Source organism: Yersinia sp. 2545 StPb PI, from assembly GCF_052217125.1.
GTDB classification, from domain to species: Bacteria; Pseudomonadota; Gammaproteobacteria; order Enterobacterales; family Enterobacteriaceae; genus Yersinia; species Yersinia enterocolitica_E.
In genome coordinates this window covers 819,295-836,793 of sequence record NZ_JAZGPY010000001.1, presented here as the reverse complement: position 1 = coordinate 836,793, position 17,499 = coordinate 819,295, and the positions used below count along the sequence as shown (strand labels likewise).

Genomic DNA, 17,499 nt, shown 5'->3' with positions numbered 1-17,499 from the left:
CCGCTATTTTCATGCCCATTCACGGTTAAACACCTGAGTGCAAAACTCTGCAAATGTAACAATGAGCTAATGTCATCCTCTGCCATCTTCATCATTGCATATCAAATAAGCTGCGCGCGCAGTTTATACCTATAACGCGAGCAAAATGCAAAATGAAAATAGCGTGTATACCCTAAATAATTCGAGTTGCAGGAAGGCGGCAAGCGAGATAATCCCGATGAACTTACTGTCGCAAGTGATTCGGGTTATTGAGTGTAGCCAACGCACATGCAGCTTGAAGTATGACGGGTATAACTGTATCAAGCGGTAAATAAACACCATGACAACCAAAGCAAGAAATATCTTGATGCAAAAAGGGCTGGCATTAAGAGTAAAAGCTGACCTAAAATAGACGTCCAGATGTTAATACATCCAAACATTTTAATTGCTAGAATGCTACGTGTGCGACAAATCATGCAAGGCTTCTAAATTTATACGCCCAAAAAACTTGGCGTTGCGGGTGGGCAGCAGACGAACCAGCCCGATGAGCTTACTCAAATGAGTGGTTCGGAGGACTGCGTGCAGCTAACAACCAGGCAGCTTCAAGTACGAATGGGATCGACTGCTAAAGGCTTTGCCTAAAGAGGCGTTGTAAAACGTCAACGTATCAGAAGACTTAACCAAACGTAGGCTTCTGTTGCCTGGCACCCAACGCTATGCAGTGACTTTTCACTTGTATTCAAGGTAAAGAAAATAATGGCTAAACACTTATTTACGTCGGAATCTGTTTCTGAAGGACATCCAGACAAAATTGCTGATCAGATTTCAGATGCGGTACTGGACGCAATTCTTGAGCAAGACCCAAAAGCGCGTGTTGCCTGCGAGACCTATGTCAAAACGGGTATGGTATTAGTTGGCGGTGAAGTTACCACTAACGCATGGGTAGATATCGAAGAGATCACCCGTAAAACCGTGCGCGAAATCGGTTATGTTAATTCTGAGATGGGTTTTGATGCTAACTCTTGCGCCGTTTTAAGTGCGATTGGGAAGCAGTCACCTGATATTAATCAGGGTGTTGACCGTTCAGACCCCTTAGAACAAGGCGCGGGTGATCAGGGCCTGATGTTCGGCTATGCCACTAACGAAACCGACGTTTTAATGCCTGCACCTATTACCTATGCACACCGTTTGGTAAAGCGTCAGGCTGAAGTGCGTAAAAATGGCACCTTGCCATGGCTGCGCCCGGATGCAAAAAGCCAGATTACCTTCCAGTATGATAACGGCAAGATTGTCGGTATTGATGCGGTTGTTCTGTCGACGCAGCATTCAGAAGATATCAGTCTGAAAGATTTACAAGAAGCGGTGATGGAAGAGATTATCAAGCCGGTTCTACCTGTTGAGTGGCTCACCGCAGCTACCAAATATCATATCAACCCGACAGGCCGTTTCGTTATCGGTGGCCCAATGGGCGACTGTGGTCTGACTGGGCGTAAAATCATTGTTGATACCTACGGCGGCATGGCTCGTCATGGGGGCGGTGCATTCTCCGGTAAAGATCCATCCAAAGTTGACCGCTCAGCAGCATATGCTGCCCGTTATGTAGCGAAAAATATTGTTGCGGCTGGCCTGGCTGACCGTTGCGAGATTCAGGTTTCATACGCCATTGGTGTGGCAGAACCTACCTCCATCATGGTGGAAACATTCGGCACGGGTAAGGTCTCTGAGGATCAATTGATTACCTTGGTACGTGAATTCTTCGAACTGCGCCCTTATGGCTTGATTCAGATGCTGGATCTGTTGCATCCGATCTATCAAGCAACCGCAGCTTATGGTCACTTTGGTCGTGAAGAATTCCCTTGGGAAAAAACCGACAAAGCCGCCTTGCTGCGTGAGGCTGCTGGCTTGAAATAAGTTTCAACCGTTAAGCGCTGAACAGCAAAAACCCCGCCTGGCGGGGTTTTTTATATTTAACGAGCACGCTCTAGTAGGCTAAATATTGCCATTCCCGCCACCATCGCGGCGACAAAGATAACCCCTTTGAACATCCCTGCGCCCAGCAATACCAGTGCCGGCCCAGGGCATATCCCCGCCAATCCCCAACCGACGCCAAACAACAGGCTACCGCCAATTAACCGCCGATCAATACGATTAGAGGTTGGCAATTGCAAGGGTTGCCCCAGCAAACTGACTTTACGTTTTTTGGCCCAGGTAAAACCGAGTAGCGCGATAGCCACTGCGGCTGCCATCACCAATGCCAATGACGGGTCCCATAAACCTCTAATGTCGAGAAAACCTAAGACCTTGGCAGGGTTGGCCATACCTGCAACTATCAGGCCCAAACCAAATATCAGCCCGGCCAACAGCGAGAAAAATAGATTCATATTCTGTTCCTAAGCAAATAGATGGCGAACCAGCCCCACAGTGATAAAGCCGGTAAACATAAAGCTCAATGTCGCCACCAGTGAACGTGGCGAGAAACGAGCTAGCCCACAGACGCCATGCCCACTGGTACATCCGGCACCATAGCGCGTCCCAATTCCTACCAGCAATCCGGCTAAAATCAGAGTGGGCAAAGCTGCATCAATTTGGATAACCGGTAACGCGGTAAACAGCGAATAAACCAAAGGTGAAATAACCAAACCAATGATGAATGCCATACGCCAGCCGCGATCCCCTGCTTTTGGCGAAAGTAAGCCCCCCAAAATGCCACTAATACCAGCAATCCGGCCAGTGGCTAACAATAGAAACGTTACTGCAACGCCCAATACTGCCCCTCCGGCCAGTGCACTGTAAGGGGTAAAGTTAATCCAATCGATAGTCATATTGCCTCCTTCTCTTGTGGGCAATAAAGCTGATAGAGCAGCTCCAACAGTGCCAAAACTTTACTATCGGCGATTGAGTAAAATATCCGCTTACCGTCGCGGCGAGTGTTCACTAGCCCATCACTACGCAGCACACCAAGCTGTTGTGATAACGTTGGTTGATGAATCCCCAATGCGGTTTCTAATTCACCTACTGCTTTTTCTCCCTGGCTCAATTGGCACAGTAAGAGCAAACGATCCTCATTTGACAGCACCCGTAATACATCACCAGCCGCTGCTGCCGCTTGCCTCATAAGATCCATGCTGATCATTTGATGGTTATTCATAAGCCCTTCGGATAACTAGATTTCATTATATATTTTTATATTATATGTTTTTATATAATAATCTACTCAAAATAGTCCTGCCTACTGGCTTGCATCTGCTTATCGACCGTTTTATTCTTCGGCGATATGAGTACACAACGAATCCCAATCGCGTTACAGCAAGCCGTTATGCGCTGCCTGCGCCACAAATTGCAGTTAGCGAATCAACATCTTGGCACCGCCTACTCGGAGCCGAAAATCAATTATCATCAACGCGGCACTAGCGCGGGTAGTGCCTATCTGCAATCCTTCGAGATTCGTCTTAACCCTGTATTGTTACTGGAAAATCAGCAGGACTTTATCGAGGAAGTGGTGCCGCACGAACTGGCTCACTTGCTGGTTTATCGCCAATTTGGCCGAGTTGCTCCCCATGGTAAAGAGTGGCGCTGGATGATGGAGCAGGTATTGCAAGTCCCCGCCAGCCGCACCCACCAGTTTGAAGTCGCCTCGGTGCGCAGTAAGACCTTCAATTATCAGTGCAAATGCCAGCAACATGCATTAACCATTCGTCGCCACAATAAAGTACAGCGCGGCGAGAGCGAATATCGCTGCCGCCACTGTGGTGAAAAGCTGCAATTTAACGCGCTAAAAAGCTGTTAGGAATTGGTGTTACTTGTTATAAAACAGCATGTTAATTTGCTATCCATCAGTATTATCTATAACCTGCCTGCTTTTCATCATCGGGCTGTTTTGAGATATGTTACGCAATATTCTATTCTTGCTGGTTTTATCCTCCTCGTTGCTTCCTCTGGTCAGTCACAGTCAAAGCATTAATAACTTTTCTCAGGCCAAAGCGGTCGCTGTAAAAATTAATCAGGATGCCCCCAGCAGTTTTTACTGCGGATGCAAAATTGATTGGCAAGGTAAGAAAGGTATTCCTGACCTGAAAAGTTGTGGCTATCAACCAAGAAAAAACGCCCAGCGAGCAGCAAGGATCGAGTGGGAGCATGTGGTTCCGGCTTGGCAATTTGGCCACCAGCGCCAATGCTGGCAACAAGGTGGCCGCAAAAACTGCACTAAAGATCCCATCTATCGTCAAATAGAAACTGATCTGCATAATCTGCAACCGGCTATTGGCGAAGTGAATGGTGACCGCAATAACTTCATGTATTCCCAATGGAATGGCGGCCAGGGCCAATACGGTCAATGTGATATGAAAATTGATTTTAAAAATAAACTGGCAGAGCCGCCAGCGCGTGCTCGCGGAGCAATTGCCCGCACCTATTTTTATATGCGCGATCAATATCAACTGCGACTTTCCAGCCAACAAAGCAAGCTGTTTGAGGTCTGGAACCGCCAGTACCCTGTCACCAACTGGGAATGCCAACGTGATGAGCGGATAGCGAAAGCTCAGGGTAATCATAACCCTTATGTACAACGGGCTTGCCAGCAGCAAAAAGGCTAATCTAGTATATGGGTTGATACTTCCCTGCCTCTGGTCTCCTTAGGCACTTATTTATTTCGCGTGGCACCACTCGCTGCGCGGTATGTTTTCGTTTCAGGACTTAGAGCAACCCATGCGCATACCCCGCATTTATCATCCACAGCCTTTGCAGGCGAATACCGAACTGGCGTTGAGCGATGAGGCAGCCAATCATGTAGGCCGCGTGCTCCGTATGGTTGAGGGGCAAAGCCTGCAACTATTTGATGGTAGCAATCAGGTCTTCGCTGCCGAAATTGTCCGCTCAGATAAAAAAAATCTGCGGGTTCGGCTTGGTGAAGGGCAATTGGAAGACCGTGAATCACCACTGAGCTTACATTTGGGTCAGGTGATCTCCCGGGGCGAGAAAATGGAATTTACCGTGCAGAAATCGATTGAGCTGGGTGTCAATGTGATTACTCCGCTGTTTTCTGAACGTTGTGGGGTTAAGCTCGATGGCGAGCGTTTAGTGAAGAAACTCCAGCAGTGGCAGAAAATTGCTATCGCTGCCTGCGAGCAGTGTGGCCGCAATAGGATCCCGGAAATCCGCAACGCCATGCAACTATCAGACTGGTGTGCTGAGCAGGATGATAGCCTGAAACTGAATCTGCATCCGCGCGCCAGCAACAGCATCAATACCCTTCCCCCTACACTCAACAACGTGCGTTTGTTGATTGGCCCGGAGGGCGGCCTCTCTGCCGATGAAATTGCCATGACCTCGCGCCTTGGATTTACTGATATCCTGCTAGGTCCACGAGTTCTACGTACCGAAACTACAGCTCTTACCGCAATCACTGCTTTACAGGTGCGGTTTGGTGATCTGGGATAAAATTCGTTCCCATTAGGAGAGAAGAATGATCAAGCTCGGCATCGTAATGGACCCAATCTCGTCCATTAATATCAAGAAAGACTCCAGCTTCGCCATGCTGTTGGAAGCACAGCGCCGCGGTTGGGAACTGCATTACATGGAGATGGGCGACCTGTACTTACAGGGTGGTGAAGGCCGAGCCAGTACCCGTCTACTCAGCGTAAAACAGGATAAAGAGAGTTGGTTCAGTTTCGACGCTGAACAGGATATTCCCCTGCACGACCTTGATGTCATCCTGATGCGCAAAGATCCGCCGTTTGATACTGAATTCATCTACGCCACCTATATTCTGGAGCGCGCAGAAGATAAGGGCACACTGGTAGTGAACAAGCCGCAGAGCCTGCGTGACTGTAATGAGAAGCTGTTTACCGCCTGGTTCCCTGAATTAACGCCGGATACTCTGGTCAGCCGCAATAAAGACCGCATTCGTAAATTCCATCAAAAACACGGTGATATCATTCTGAAACCGCTGGATGGGATGGGAGGGACCTCAATCTTCCGTGTGAAACAAGATGATCCTAACCTGTCGGTGATTATTGAAACGCTGACCGAATTGGGCAGCCGATTCTGCATGGCGCAGAACTTCCTGCCCGCCATTAAAGAAGGCGATAAACGGGTCTTGGTGGTTGACGGCGAGCCGGTGCCTTACTGCCTGGCACGTATCCCGGCGCAAGGTGAAACCCGTGGTAATCTGGCGGCCGGCGGCCGAGGCGAAGCTCGTCCACTTAGTGAGAGCGACTGGGCGATTGCCCGCGCTGTCGCACCGGTACTGAAGCAGAAAGGCTTAATTTTCGTCGGGTTAGATATTATCGGCGATCGTCTGACTGAAATTAACGTCACCAGTCCGACCTGCATCCGTGAAATTGAAGCTGCCTTCCCGGATGTGTCCATTACCAAAATGCTGATGGATGCAATCGAAGCGCGGTTAGCTAATAAATAAACCAGATACCCTCCCCAAAGTCATGGGTGTTGCAGGCAGGCGGTAAGAGAGTAACAAATCGGTCAGGAACCGATTTGAACAGCATTTATGCTAGCCCGCAGGGTGAGCCTCAAGGATGAGGCTCATTAATCCCGATGAGCTTACGCAGTTAAGTGATTCGGGTGCGTGAACGCAGCCAACACCCCTGCGGCTTCAAGGACGAAGGATCCCCCCAAAGTCATTGGAGTTGCAGGTAGGCGGCAAGAGAGTAACAAATCGGTCAGGAACCGATTTGAACAGCATTTATGCTAGCCCGCAGGGTGAGCCTCAAGGATGAGGCTCATTAATCCCGATGAGCTTACGCAGTCAAGTGATTCGGGTGCGTGAACGCAGCCAACACCCCTGCGGCTTCAAGGACGAAGGGGATCCGTGACTTTATTGGCATTTATCCGCATACTGACAAAAGTTCACCCCTTAACTCAGCGAATCCCCTATATAACATAATGAATTTACAGCATCATTTTCTTATCGCTATGCCTTCACTCCAGGACCCCCTATTTATGCGCTCGGTTATTTACATCTGCGAGCATAGCCAAGAGGGCGCAATGGGCTTAGTGATAAACAAACCTATGGAACAGTTCACGGTAGAAACTGTGCTGGAAAAACTGAAAATCAGCCCTTCACCGCGAGACCCGGCGATACGTCTGGATAAACCGGTATTAACCGGTGGGCCACTGGCAGAGGATCGGGGGTTTATCCTGCATTCACCACGGGAGGGATTCGGCTCCAGTATTCCTATCTCAGCCGATACGATGATAACCACCTCCAAAGATGTATTGGAGACCCTAGGGACGCCAGAACAACCTAAAAATCTACTGGTGGCATTGGGTTATGCAGGCTGGCAAAAGGGGCAACTAGAGCAGGAATTGCTGGATAACACCTGGTTGACGATTGAGGCTGATACCAACATTCTGTTCCACACGCCAATTGCAGAACGTTGGCAAGCTGCGGCCAACAAGTTGGGTATCAATATCTTTAATATTGCTCCGCAAGCAGGACACGCCTAATGGCTAATCGCACGATTGTTGCCTTTGATTTTGGGACTAAAAGTATCGGCGTAGCTATTGGCCAAGAAGTGACCGGCACTGCCCGCGCACTAACGTCATTTAAAGCGCAGGATGGCACGCCAGACTGGCAGAAAGTCGAAAAACTGCTGAAAGAGTGGCAACCTGATTTAGTCGTTGTCGGACTGCCGCTGAATATGGATGGCACCGAGCAACCCCTAACTACCCGCGCGCGCAGGTTTGCCAACCGCTTACATGGCCGCTTTGGTGTACAAATAGCCTTACAGGATGAACGCCTCAGCACCGTAGAAGCCCGCGCCAACTTATTTGACAGTGGCGGCTACCGTGCTTTGGATAAAGGCAGTGTCGATGCTGCATCTGCGGTCATTATTCTGGAAAGTTGGTTTGATGAACAGGCTGGCTGAATAGGTTTTTATTCAGCTTCAGATACGGTTACCCAGATTATGTTTCCACCGTCTGGTTTGGCAATCCCCCGCATATCGTGACACCTGTACCCACAGGATTGTATACTGAACCTATGCCAATCAGCGGCTCAAATATTGCACACCCCATGCGGGTGTTTTTTACATTTATTGAGGTTTTCTCATGACAAAAGTGACTGTTGCTGCGACCCAAATGGCTTGCTCTTGGGACCTACCTAAGAACATTGAAAATGCCGAGAAACTGGTACGTCAAGCGCATGCCAAAGGTGCACAGATCATCCTGATTCAGGAGCTGTTTGCCGCACCTTATTTCTGTATTGATCAAAGCCCGGAACACTATGCACTGGCCCAAGAGCTGGATAGTAGCCCGTTAATTAAGCACTTCGCCAAGTTGGCAGCCGAGCTGGAAGTAGTGTTACCGCTGAGCTTCTTTGAGAAAGCCAACAATGCTTATTATAACTCGCTGGTTATGATTGATGCTGATGGCTCGGTGTTAGATGTATACCGTAAGACCCATATTCCTAACGGCCCGGCTTATCAGGAAAAACAATTCTTTATTCCGGGCGATACCGGTTTTAAAGTCTGGCAAACTCGTTATGCCAAAGTAGGCGTTGGCATCTGTTGGGATCAGTGGTTCCCGGAAACGGCCCGTAGCCTGGCACTGCTTGGTGCGGAAATCATCTTCTACCCGACCGCGATTGGTTCTGAACCTGCCTATCCTGAAATCGATAGCCAACCACACTGGACCCGCGTACAGCAGGGCCACGCCGCTGCAAACCTGGTGCCCGTAATTGCATCTAACCGTATCGGTACCGAGAAAAGTAAATTTATAGCGGGCCTGGAAATGACCTTCTACGGATCTTCGTTCATTGCTGACCAGACTGGCGCTCTGCTGGCTCAGGCCAACAAAACGGATGAGGCTGTTTTGGTACATGAATTTGATTTACAAGAAATCGCTGCCCAGCGCGCTTCATGGGGCTTGTTCCGCGATCGCCGCCCAGAAATGTATCAAGCTTTAGCCACTTCTGACGGCAAGACCCGGAGATAATTTATGTCTGCACAAGATGCGATTTTACAAGCTTCAGCTTCACAAGCCCTACCCGGCACACCACAGCAGGATGGCTTCTTTATGCCTGCCGAGTGGGCAAAGCAGGATGCGGTCTGGATGCTGTGGCCATACCGTCAAGATAACTGGCGTGGCAAGGGGGCTCCCGCTCAGCAGACGTTTGCCAAAGTTGCTGAGGCCATCAGCGGTACAACCCCCGTATTTATGGGCGTGCCAGCTGAATTTATGGCTCAGGCTAAAGCAACCCTGCCTGCTAACGTAACATTGGTCGAAATGGCCAGTGATGATGCCTGGATGCGTGACACCGGCCCGACGATGGTGATTAACGGTAGCGGTGAACGCCGCGCTGTGGATTGGCAGTTCAACGCATGGGGCGGCCTTAACGGTGGCCTGTATGCCAACTGGCAACAAGATGAGAAAGTTGCCGTTCAAGTGAGTGACTTCCTGCATAACGCCTATTACAGCGCCCCACTGGTATTAGAAGGTGGTTCGATTCATACCGATGGTGAAGGCACTTTGCTAACCACCGCTGAATGTTTGCTGAATCCAAACCGCAATCCGCATCTGAATCAAGCGCAGATTGAACAGTTATTGCGTGAATACCTGGGTGTTACACACTTCATCTGGTTGCAAGATGGCGTCTATAACGATGAAACTGATGGTCATATCGACAATATGTGCTGTTTTGTTCGCCCGGGTGAAGTTGCCCTACATTGGACCGACGATCAACAAGATCCACAGTACGCACGATCAGTTGCTGCTTTTGATGTGTTATCCAATGCGGTTGATGCCAAAGGCCGCAAGCTAAAAATCTGGAAACTACCGGCTCCCGGCCCACTGTATAACACCGAAGAAGAGACTTTCGATGTGCTATCCAGCGATGCGGTTCCCCGTACCGCTGGTGAACGACTGGCTGGCTCTTACGTCAACTTTTTGATCAGTAACCAACAAATCATTTACCCGTTGTTAGATTACCGTACCGATGGCGTGGCGCAAGATCTGTTGCAGCAGATGTTCCCAGACTTTGTGATTACCGGTGTTCCCGCCCGAGAGATCCTGCTCGGTGGGGGGAATATTCACTGTATTACTCAGCAGATCCCGTCAGCATAATTACCCTTCTTACTTGGAGCCGTGGCAGTGTTAGCGGCTCTCATTCACCCGAATCACTTACTGTTGGTTAGCGGCGCTATGTTAATTGGCTAACATTATTCTCTGCCAATATCCCCTGCCTCTCCCGCCGCACCATCCCTTGCTCAAAGGTTTGCATCCCCCATTGCGCGCCAGCTTGTATCACATTCGGGAGCTGATAGGATTTACCTTCACGAATCAAATGGCTGACGGCAGTGGTTTGTATCAGAATTTCAAAAACGGCAATGCGCCCACCGGCTGTTTTATTACATAACTTTTGTGCGATAACCGCACGTAAGCTCGCTGCCAATTGTGCCTGAATAGTGGCTTTCTCTGCCGCAGGGAAAACATCTACCAGCCGATCAATTGCCTGTGTTGCTGTACGAGTATGTAGCGTAGCCAGCACCAAATGCCCCGTTTCAGCGGCAGTCAGAGCTAAACGAATCGTATCCAGATCACGTAACTCACCCAACAAAATGATATCGGGATCCTGACGCAATGCTCCAGTTAAGGCATGACTAAAAGATTGGGTATGGCTCCCCAGCTCCCGTTGCTGGATCAAACATGAAAGACTGCTATGAACAAACTCAATCGGATCTTCAAGCGTAATGATATGACGAGCCTGATGCTGATTGATGGCACTGATCATCGCGCTTAATGTCGTGGACTTACCACTGCCTGTCGCACCAGTAACCAGAATCAACCCATTATCTTGCTCAACGAGTTGGTGAATAATCGGTGGGACATCCAACTCTTCCAGTGATGGGCATGCCGCAGAGATAATACGAAAAGCTACCGATTGCCCCTGCTGTTGCTGAAAAATATTAGCCCGTAGCCGTTGTCCACTAATTGTCGTATAAGCACAATCCACCTGCCCCATTTCCCGCAATCGGCGATACTGCGCCTCGCTTAATAAGTGCCGACTGAGCTTATTGAGCCAGTTGACACTCACCCGTGGCCAGTGAGTGAAGGTTTTCAGTACGCCATCAATACGTAATACCGGGTGATAACCGGTACAAAGGTGCAGATCCGATGCGTTATGATTTACACTAGCCGCCACCTTATTCGCGAAGTCCTGTTCATCAAAGCCATCATCGGTATGTTCGGGGCTTTCTAAGTCAATGCATTTAGCTGTGCCATCGCTAAATACAGGGTTATCCTGGTCTGTGTTTTTATCATCCAGACTGGTGAAATCCATATCAAACTCCTGGGTCCATATGAGCACAATTGAGCAGAATCTACAGGATGTCAGAGCGCGGATCGCAACAGTTGCACACAATTGCGCACGCTCTCCAGAAGAAGTGACATTGCTTGCAGTTAGTAAAACCAAACCTGTGAGCGCTATCGAAGAGGCCATCGTGGCAGGGCAATATGCTTTTGGCGAAAACTATGTGCAGGAAGGGGTAGATAAAATCCACTACTTTGCCAATAGCGCCGATCTTGAATGGCACTTTATTGGCCCGCTGCAATCCAATAAAAGCCGGTTAGTGGCAGAAAATTTTGCCTGGTGTCATACCGTTGATCGGCTGAAGATAGCGCAGCGCCTAAGCACTCAGCGCCCAGCAGCAATGCCCGCACTGAACGTACTGATTCAGGTCAATATCAGTGATGAGCAAAGTAAATCCGGGATTGCCTTAACAGAGCTACCCGCATTAGCAGCCAGTATTAGTGAGCTGCCTAACCTGAATTTACGCGGATTGATGGCTATTCCGGCACCGGAAAGCGATTACCCGCGACAACTGGCGGTATTTGAGCAAATGCATCAGGCTTTCTTGACTTTAAAAGCCAGCTACCCTCAGATGGATACGCTTTCTATGGGCATGACAGATGATATGGCAGCCGCTATTAGTGCCGGAAGTACATTAGTGCGTATTGGTACCGCCATTTTTGGTACCCGCGCTTAACCCCCAAAGTCAGTAGCGTCAGAGCCGCTAATGTTAATTAACACCTTCGGGCTGCGGCTTTAAGTACCAAGGGCATAGGAGAAATTGATGCAACATCGCAACATAACATTCATTGGCGCTGGCAATATGGCTCGCGCAATTATTGCAGGGTTGGTTGCCGGTGGTTATCCCGCTAAAATGATCAGCGTTTGCGCACCTTCAGCTAAAAATCGTGATGCTCTGGCCGCTGAATTTGGTGTCATCAGTAGTGATGATAATAACACTCAAGCACAAAAGGCTGGGGTGATCGTCTTAGCGGTTAAACCTCAATTAATGGCCGATGTATGTCAGGCATTGCGAGATAATGTCGATTTCACCGGCAAACTAGTGCTTTCCATTGCTGCAGGTGTTCAGGTTGCACGTTTCTATGCGCTATTGGGGAATAAACTCAATTTGGTGCGTATTATGCCTAATACCCCATCTCTGGTGGGTAAAGGGATGAGCGGCCTATATGCACCAGAGCAGGTTTCACAGGACGATCGTAACTTTACCGCCTCGCTGATGAGCTCGGTAGGAAAAGTCTGTTGGGTGAATGATGAAAACGGCATCAACAACGTTATTGCCGCAGCAGGCAGTGCACCGGCCTATTTCTTCCTGTTTATGGAAGCAATGCAACAGGAAGCCGAACGGTTAGGTTTTGATAGTGAAACCGCACGCCTACTGGTGCAACAAGCCGCCTCTGGAGCGACTGCACTCGTGGAAGCTAACCCGCAATTGCCACTTTCGACACTACGTGAACAGGTGACCTCGAAAGGAGGGACGACGGCCGAGGCAATTAGGGTATTTAACGAGCAGCATTTACCAGAAACTGTTGCCAGCGCCATGCAAGCCGCTATCAAACGGGCGAAAGAAATGGAAAAGCTGTTCTAACTACGACAAAATTTACAAAATCCGACACTACCCTTATTGCTTTCTCGTTAAGATAGGGGCTTATAAAGTACGCTGATAGATTCTCTATTTGTGTATATCCAATATTAAGGATAAGGACTAAAGCAACTCATGCTAACGCTGACTTTTTTGGCCAAAACGGTCATTGACCTGTATGTGATGGTACTGCTGTTGCGTATCTGGATGCAGTGGGTTCACAGCGATTTCTACAACCCATTCTCACAATTTGTGGTGAAAATTACCCAGCCGATTATTGGTCCATTGCGTCGGATCATTCCTTCCATGGGGCCAATCGACAGCGCATCACTGCTGCTGGCATACCTGCTGATGACCATTAAGTTCCCACTGTTGCTGCTGATTGGTAGCGGTGCTATCTCACTCAACCCTTATAATCTGCTGTTTGGTGTTATTGCACTGTTTAAAGCTGCCGGTTACCTGATTTTCTGGGTAATGATTATCCGTGCATTGATGAGTTGGGTAAGCCAAGGCCGTAGTCCGATGGACTATCTGCTGTATCAGTTGACTGAGCCTTTAATGGCTCCGATTCGCCGCATCTTGCCTGCCATGGGCGGTATCGATTTTTCGGCGATGATCGTTATTCTTATCCTGTATCTGATCAACTTCTTAGGTATGGATATGTTAGGCGAGCTTTGGGTTATGCTGTGAGTGCAGTAACACCCTTGCTGGACGGGCTGGTTCTGAGGCTATATATTCAGCCCAAAGCCAGCCGTGATCAGATAGTCGGTTTACATGGCGATGAACTGAAAATCGCCATTACCGCCCCACCGGTAGATGGCCAAGCTAATACCCACTTGATCAAGTTTATCGCTAAACAATTTCGGGTAGCGAAAAGCCAGGTAGTTATCGAAAAAGGTGAACAGGGGCGGCACAAACAGATCAAAATTGTTAATCCGCAACAGATCCCGCCAGAAGTTGCGGCACTGCTCGAGTGATAGAGACTTCCGCAAGAATAACTGTCAGCTCTAATAAAATTCAGGATCCCTCCATGCAAAAAATAGTATTAGCCACCGGTAACCCCGGCAAAGTGCGTGAGTTGGCAAATTTGCTGGCCGATTTTGGTTTGGATGTGGTCGCACAAACCGAACTAGGCGTAGAGTCCGCCGATGAAACTGGCTTAACTTTTATCGAAAATGCCATATTAAAAGCGCGCCATGCCGCACAAATTACCGGTTTGCCTGCTATCGCCGATGACTCGGGCCTTGCTGTTGATGCGCTAGGTGGCGCACCAGGGATTTACTCCGCACGCTTCGCGGGTACTGATGCCAGTGATCAAGATAACCTCGAAAAACTGCTAGTGGCGTTGAAAGATACCCCTGATGTACAACGTGGTGCCCAATTCCACTGCGTGCTGGTTTACATGCGCCATGCAGAAGACCCAACACCTTTAGTATTTCACGGCCAATGGCCGGGTGTGATTGCCCATCAACCTGCTGGTGCGGCTGGATTTGGTTATGATCCTATTTTCTACATCCCGGCGTTGGGTAAAACCGCCGCAGAATTAACTCGTGAAGAAAAACACGCAGTATCACACCGTGGTCAGGCGCTGAAACTGATGTTGGATGCGCTGCGTAATGCTTAAGTTACCGCCGCTCAGTCTCTATATTCATATTCCCTGGTGTGTGCAGAAGTGCCCTTACTGTGACTTTAACTCTCATGCACTGAAAGGTGATGTTCCTCATCAGGAATATGTAGAGCACTTATTAGCGGATCTTGATGCCGACGTACCACTGGCCAGTGGTCGTGAAATTAGCACTATTTTTATTGGTGGTGGCACCCCGAGTTTACTCAGTGCCGCAGCGATGCAACAACTGCTTGATGGTGTGCGTGCCAGATTACCCCTTACAGCCGGTGCTGAAATCACCATGGAAGCAAACCCAGGCGCTGTCGAAGCTGACCGCTTCAGCGGCTATCAACGCGCCGGTATTAACCGTATCTCCATCGGCGTACAAAGCTTTAGCGCACAGAAATTAACGCGTCTTGGGCGGATTCATGGGCCAGATGAAGCTAAACGAGCCGCAGAGCTGGCAACCTCACTGAACTTACGTAGCTTTAATCTGGATTTAATGCACGGCTTGCCTGATCAAACACTGGAAGAGGCGCTGGATGATTTGCGCCAAGCTATCGCACTGGATCCGCCACATTTATCTTGGTATCAACTGACGATTGAGCCTAATACTGGTTTCAGTTCACGCCCGCCGGTTTTGCCAGATGACGATGCACTGTGGGATATTTTCCAGCAAGGACATCAATTACTTACTGATGCCGGATATCAGCAGTATGAAACCTCGGCCTATGCCAAACCGGGCTACCAATGCCAACATAACCTCAATTACTGGCGCTTTGGTGATTATCTGGGAATTGGCTGCGGGGCGCACGGTAAAGTCACGTTTAGCGATGGCCGCATCCTACGGACGATAAAGACCAAACATCCCCGTGGCTTCATGCAGGGTAAATATCTGGATAAACAGTATGAAGTGGAAACGGCTGACCGGCCTTTTGAGTTCTTTATGAACCGTTTCCGGTTATTAGAAGCCGCACCACGGGCAGATTTCTACCACTTCACTGGTCTGGCTGAAAGCACTATTCGCCCACAGTTAGACGAGGCATTGGCCAAAGGGTATTTAATCGAAACAGATGAGTACTGGCAAATTACCGAGAAAGGAAAATTATTCCTTAATTCACTGCTAGAACTGTTTTTGTAAATCTATGCGTAAAAAAGCAGGTTCAGGCGAAGCCTACAACCTAAACCTGCTTTAGCTAACCCACAATGGATTGAATATCAAGGGGATTTAGTTCAGCGCCTTAAGTAAATCCTTACGCTGCTGCTCCAGTGTCGTCACCCGCCCACAGACTTCATGGCCAAACTGCTGGAACTCCTGTTCCTGATTATTCCATTCGTTCTGAATAGCCTGTTGTAACCCACCCAGATTGCCCATAATGGCTTGCAACGGATTATTACCACCACTACCACTAGTCGCCTGCTTAACCCCCATCTCGTTCAAGCTATCTTGCAACACACCGCCCATACTTTGCTGCACCAACTGGCGACCATCTTTTTCTACCTGATCGATGGCCTGATGATGGAAGGTTAAACCATCGCTACGTTTCTCAATGATACGGTTCATCTGTTGCTTTAGTTGATCATTCAATGTGGTGAGTCGGTTGCGCACATTACTGCTGCTCCCCAGTTGTTGAACAATCACTTTATCCAAAGAAACTCGTGCTTTTTCAAGATGCTGTTGCGCACCCTGATCTATCCACGGCAAATCTTTGCGCAACGCAGTCTGGTAGCGGAACGCCTGTTGGCGCTGCGCATCGGTCAGCGTCAGTGTTTTACCATTACGGGTAACATCGCCATCAGGCGAAATCTGCAAATTACCGCTGGCTCCCACTATCTGCACAGATTGCGGGCTGATAATCACATCATCCTGCGGTTTTACACTACACTGATATTCAGCTTGCACCTGTCCGGCAGTCAGCATCAATACCGTCAGGGCTGCCGTTCGTAATGCTTTCATTTTATGTAACATAAGACTCCTGAAGCGCTGTTTTAAAAAATGGAGCGGCCAATCCGCTGTGCCAATAGCTCTAAGGCAGCAGTTCCGGCAAGAGAGTTCCCCGCATGGTCCAATTCTGGTGACCACACCGCAATACACAGCTCATCCGGCACAATGGCGATAATGCCACCACCTACCCCGGATTTGCCCGGCATACCAACGCGGAAGGCAAATTCACCCGCCCCATCGTACATGCCACTGGTAATCATCAAGGCATTAATTTGCCGCGCCTGTATCGGCGTAATCAGCGGGCTATGCCTACCAATACTGCGCCCCTGATTCGCCAGATAGACAAAACAGCGAGCCAGTTCGACACAGCTCATGCGCAGGGCGCAGTAGTGGAAATAGGTCTGCAGTACCGTCAGCACATCGTTATCAAAATTATCAAAAGACTTCATCAGATATGCGATAGCCGCGTTACGATCTGAATGTTCAAACTCAGAACGAGCCACTCGAGGATCGTAGCTGATGCTATCATCGCTCACGAGCTGGCGCACCACTTCCAACATCCGCTGTTTCGGCGCACTCAAGCGGCTTTGTAACATATCGCATACCACTAGCGCCCCTGGATTAATAAAAGGATTGCGTGGTTTACCTTTCTCTAATTCTAGCTGAACCAGTGAGTTAAAGGGCTGGCCGGAGGGCTCTTTGCCTACCCGCTGCCACACCTCTTGCTCGCCGTAACGGGATAATGCCAGAGTCAGACTTAACACTTTCGAAATCGATTGGATAGAGAAGCGTTCATCAGCATCTCCGGCTTGAAAAATCTCGCCATCCAGAGTACACACAGCAATGCCCAGCTTATCTGCCGAGACCTCCGCTAATGCGGGAATATAATCAGCAACCTTCCCCTGACCAATCAGCGGGCGAACCTGCTGTAAGATATCTGCCAGTAAGGCATTATTTAAGATTGTTGCTACCTCTAAAATTTTTGCCAAAAAAATGCTCCCAATAGAACTTAGTAACAGCTTCCACTAGCCATGCCTGATAAAAACAAAGGCGCCTGCTTAGGCGCC

Annotated in this window: 21 protein-coding genes; 15 read left to right on the top strand and 6 right to left on the bottom strand. The window is 49.0% G+C overall.

Annotated elements, in window-relative coordinates:
* Positions 1-735 precede the first annotated feature (735 nt).
* Positions 736-1,890 (top strand): methionine adenosyltransferase, encoded by a 1,155-nt coding sequence (gene metK, locus V1955_RS03595; RefSeq protein ID WP_083162713.1) that lies wholly within the window; start codon positions 736-738, stop codon positions 1,888-1,890.
* Between the two features lie 56 nt (positions 1,891-1,946).
* On the opposite strand, the gene V1955_RS03590 is transcribed toward metK, so the two are convergent.
* Genes V1955_RS03590 through V1955_RS03580 form a run of 3 tightly spaced genes read right to left on the bottom strand, consistent with a single transcriptional unit; the run spans position 1,947 to position 3,127 of the window.
* Positions 1,947-2,360 (bottom strand): DUF6691 family protein, encoded by a 414-nt coding sequence (locus V1955_RS03590; protein WP_083162711.1) that lies wholly within the window; start codon positions 2,358-2,360, stop codon positions 1,947-1,949.
* 9 nt (positions 2,361-2,369) lie between these two features.
* Complete coding sequence (locus tag V1955_RS03585; RefSeq protein ID WP_372569595.1) at positions 2,370-2,801, bottom strand: YeeE/YedE family protein; 432 nt, start codon at positions 2,799-2,801, stop codon at positions 2,370-2,372.
* Positions 2,798-3,127, bottom strand: a complete 330-nt coding sequence (locus V1955_RS03580) for a metalloregulator ArsR/SmtB family transcription factor (protein WP_442820533.1) — start codon at positions 3,125-3,127, stop codon at positions 2,798-2,800. Before V1955_RS03580 ends, V1955_RS03585 begins: the two co-directional genes overlap by 4 nt.
* 126 nt (positions 3,128-3,253) lie before the next feature.
* Between V1955_RS03580 and V1955_RS03575 the strand changes: the two genes are divergently transcribed.
* From V1955_RS03575 to aguA, 8 genes are all read left to right on the top strand, one after another.
* Positions 3,254-3,766 carry a SprT family zinc-dependent metalloprotease gene (locus tag V1955_RS03575; RefSeq protein ID WP_083162707.1) on the top strand — a complete coding sequence of 171 codons (513 nt, stop codon included), beginning with the start codon at positions 3,254-3,256 and terminating at the stop codon, positions 3,764-3,766.
* A gap of 97 nt (positions 3,767-3,863) precedes the next feature.
* Positions 3,864-4,571, top strand: coding sequence for a deoxyribonuclease I (endA, locus tag V1955_RS03570; protein ID WP_372569596.1), 708 nt, complete (start codon positions 3,864-3,866; stop codon positions 4,569-4,571).
* Positions 4,572-4,683: 112 nt separating this feature from the next.
* On the top strand, positions 4,684-5,415 hold the full coding sequence (gene rsmE, locus V1955_RS03565) for a 16S rRNA (uracil(1498)-N(3))-methyltransferase (protein ID WP_083162699.1): 732 nt from the start codon (positions 4,684-4,686) through the stop codon (positions 5,413-5,415).
* 25 nt (positions 5,416-5,440) lie between these two features.
* A complete protein-coding gene (gshB, locus tag V1955_RS03560) occupies positions 5,441-6,394 on the top strand; it encodes a glutathione synthase (protein ID WP_442820532.1) in 954 nt (317 codons plus the stop codon).
* A gap of 482 nt (positions 6,395-6,876) precedes the next feature.
* Complete coding sequence (locus tag V1955_RS03555; protein WP_420073521.1) at positions 6,877-7,440, top strand: YqgE/AlgH family protein; 564 nt, start codon at positions 6,877-6,879, stop codon at positions 7,438-7,440.
* Complete coding sequence (ruvX, locus tag V1955_RS03550) at positions 7,440-7,862, top strand: Holliday junction resolvase RuvX (RefSeq protein WP_083162693.1); 423 nt, start codon at positions 7,440-7,442, stop codon at positions 7,860-7,862. The genes V1955_RS03555 and ruvX overlap by 1 nt, the downstream gene beginning before the upstream one ends.
* Positions 7,863-8,043: 181 nt before the next feature.
* The gene (aguB, locus tag V1955_RS03545) at positions 8,044-8,928 is read left to right on the top strand and encodes an N-carbamoylputrescine amidase (protein ID WP_083162691.1); all 885 of its coding nucleotides are present in this window, start codon (positions 8,044-8,046) and stop codon (positions 8,926-8,928) included.
* Positions 8,929-8,931: 3 nt separating this feature from the next.
* A complete protein-coding gene (gene aguA, locus V1955_RS03540; RefSeq protein WP_083162689.1) occupies positions 8,932-10,056 on the top strand; it encodes an agmatine deiminase in 1,125 nt (374 codons plus the stop codon).
* A gap of 76 nt (positions 10,057-10,132) precedes the next feature.
* Here the strand turns inward: aguA and V1955_RS03535 are convergent, their stop codons facing one another.
* Positions 10,133-11,272: a type IV pilus twitching motility protein PilT gene (locus V1955_RS03535; RefSeq protein ID WP_193784783.1), complete on the bottom strand. Its 1,140-nt coding sequence runs from the start codon at positions 11,270-11,272 to the stop codon at positions 10,133-10,135.
* Between the two features lie 19 nt (positions 11,273-11,291).
* On the opposite strand from V1955_RS03535, the gene V1955_RS03530 reads away from it, so the two are divergent.
* The 6 genes from V1955_RS03530 (at position 11,292) to hemW (ending at position 15,628) form a co-directional block, all read left to right on the top strand.
* Positions 11,292-11,978 (top strand): YggS family pyridoxal phosphate-dependent enzyme, encoded by a 687-nt coding sequence (locus tag V1955_RS03530; RefSeq protein WP_372560628.1) that lies wholly within the window; start codon positions 11,292-11,294, stop codon positions 11,976-11,978.
* Between the two features lie 87 nt (positions 11,979-12,065).
* Positions 12,066-12,887: a pyrroline-5-carboxylate reductase gene (gene proC / locus V1955_RS03525; protein WP_442820531.1), complete on the top strand. Its 822-nt coding sequence runs from the start codon at positions 12,066-12,068 to the stop codon at positions 12,885-12,887.
* A gap of 129 nt (positions 12,888-13,016) precedes the next feature.
* Positions 13,017-13,571 carry a YggT family protein gene (locus V1955_RS03520; protein WP_083162683.1) on the top strand — a complete coding sequence of 185 codons (555 nt, stop codon included), beginning with the start codon at positions 13,017-13,019 and terminating at the stop codon, positions 13,569-13,571.
* Complete coding sequence (gene yggU, locus V1955_RS03515; RefSeq protein ID WP_083164094.1) at positions 13,568-13,858, top strand: DUF167 family protein YggU; 291 nt, start codon at positions 13,568-13,570, stop codon at positions 13,856-13,858. Before V1955_RS03520 ends, yggU begins: the two co-directional genes overlap by 4 nt.
* A 53-nt stretch (positions 13,859-13,911) precedes the next feature.
* The gene (gene rdgB, locus V1955_RS03510) at positions 13,912-14,505 is read left to right on the top strand and encodes an RdgB/HAM1 family non-canonical purine NTP pyrophosphatase (protein WP_083162681.1); all 594 of its coding nucleotides are present in this window, start codon (positions 13,912-13,914) and stop codon (positions 14,503-14,505) included.
* Positions 14,498-15,628, top strand: coding sequence for a radical SAM family heme chaperone HemW (gene hemW / locus V1955_RS03505; RefSeq protein WP_442820530.1), 1,131 nt, complete (start codon positions 14,498-14,500; stop codon positions 15,626-15,628). The genes rdgB and hemW overlap by 8 nt, the downstream gene beginning before the upstream one ends.
* Positions 15,629-15,715: 87 nt before the next feature.
* On the opposite strand, the gene V1955_RS03500 is transcribed toward hemW, so the two are convergent.
* Together V1955_RS03500 and glsB are read right to left on the bottom strand one after the other, a co-directional pair.
* On the bottom strand, positions 15,716-16,456 hold the full coding sequence (locus tag V1955_RS03500) for a DUF2884 domain-containing protein (RefSeq protein WP_372560623.1): 741 nt from the start codon (positions 16,454-16,456) through the stop codon (positions 15,716-15,718).
* A gap of 20 nt (positions 16,457-16,476) precedes the next feature.
* A complete protein-coding gene (gene glsB / locus V1955_RS03495; RefSeq protein ID WP_193784782.1) occupies positions 16,477-17,421 on the bottom strand; it encodes a glutaminase B in 945 nt (314 codons plus the stop codon).
* Between the last annotated feature and the right edge of the window lie 78 nt (positions 17,422-17,499).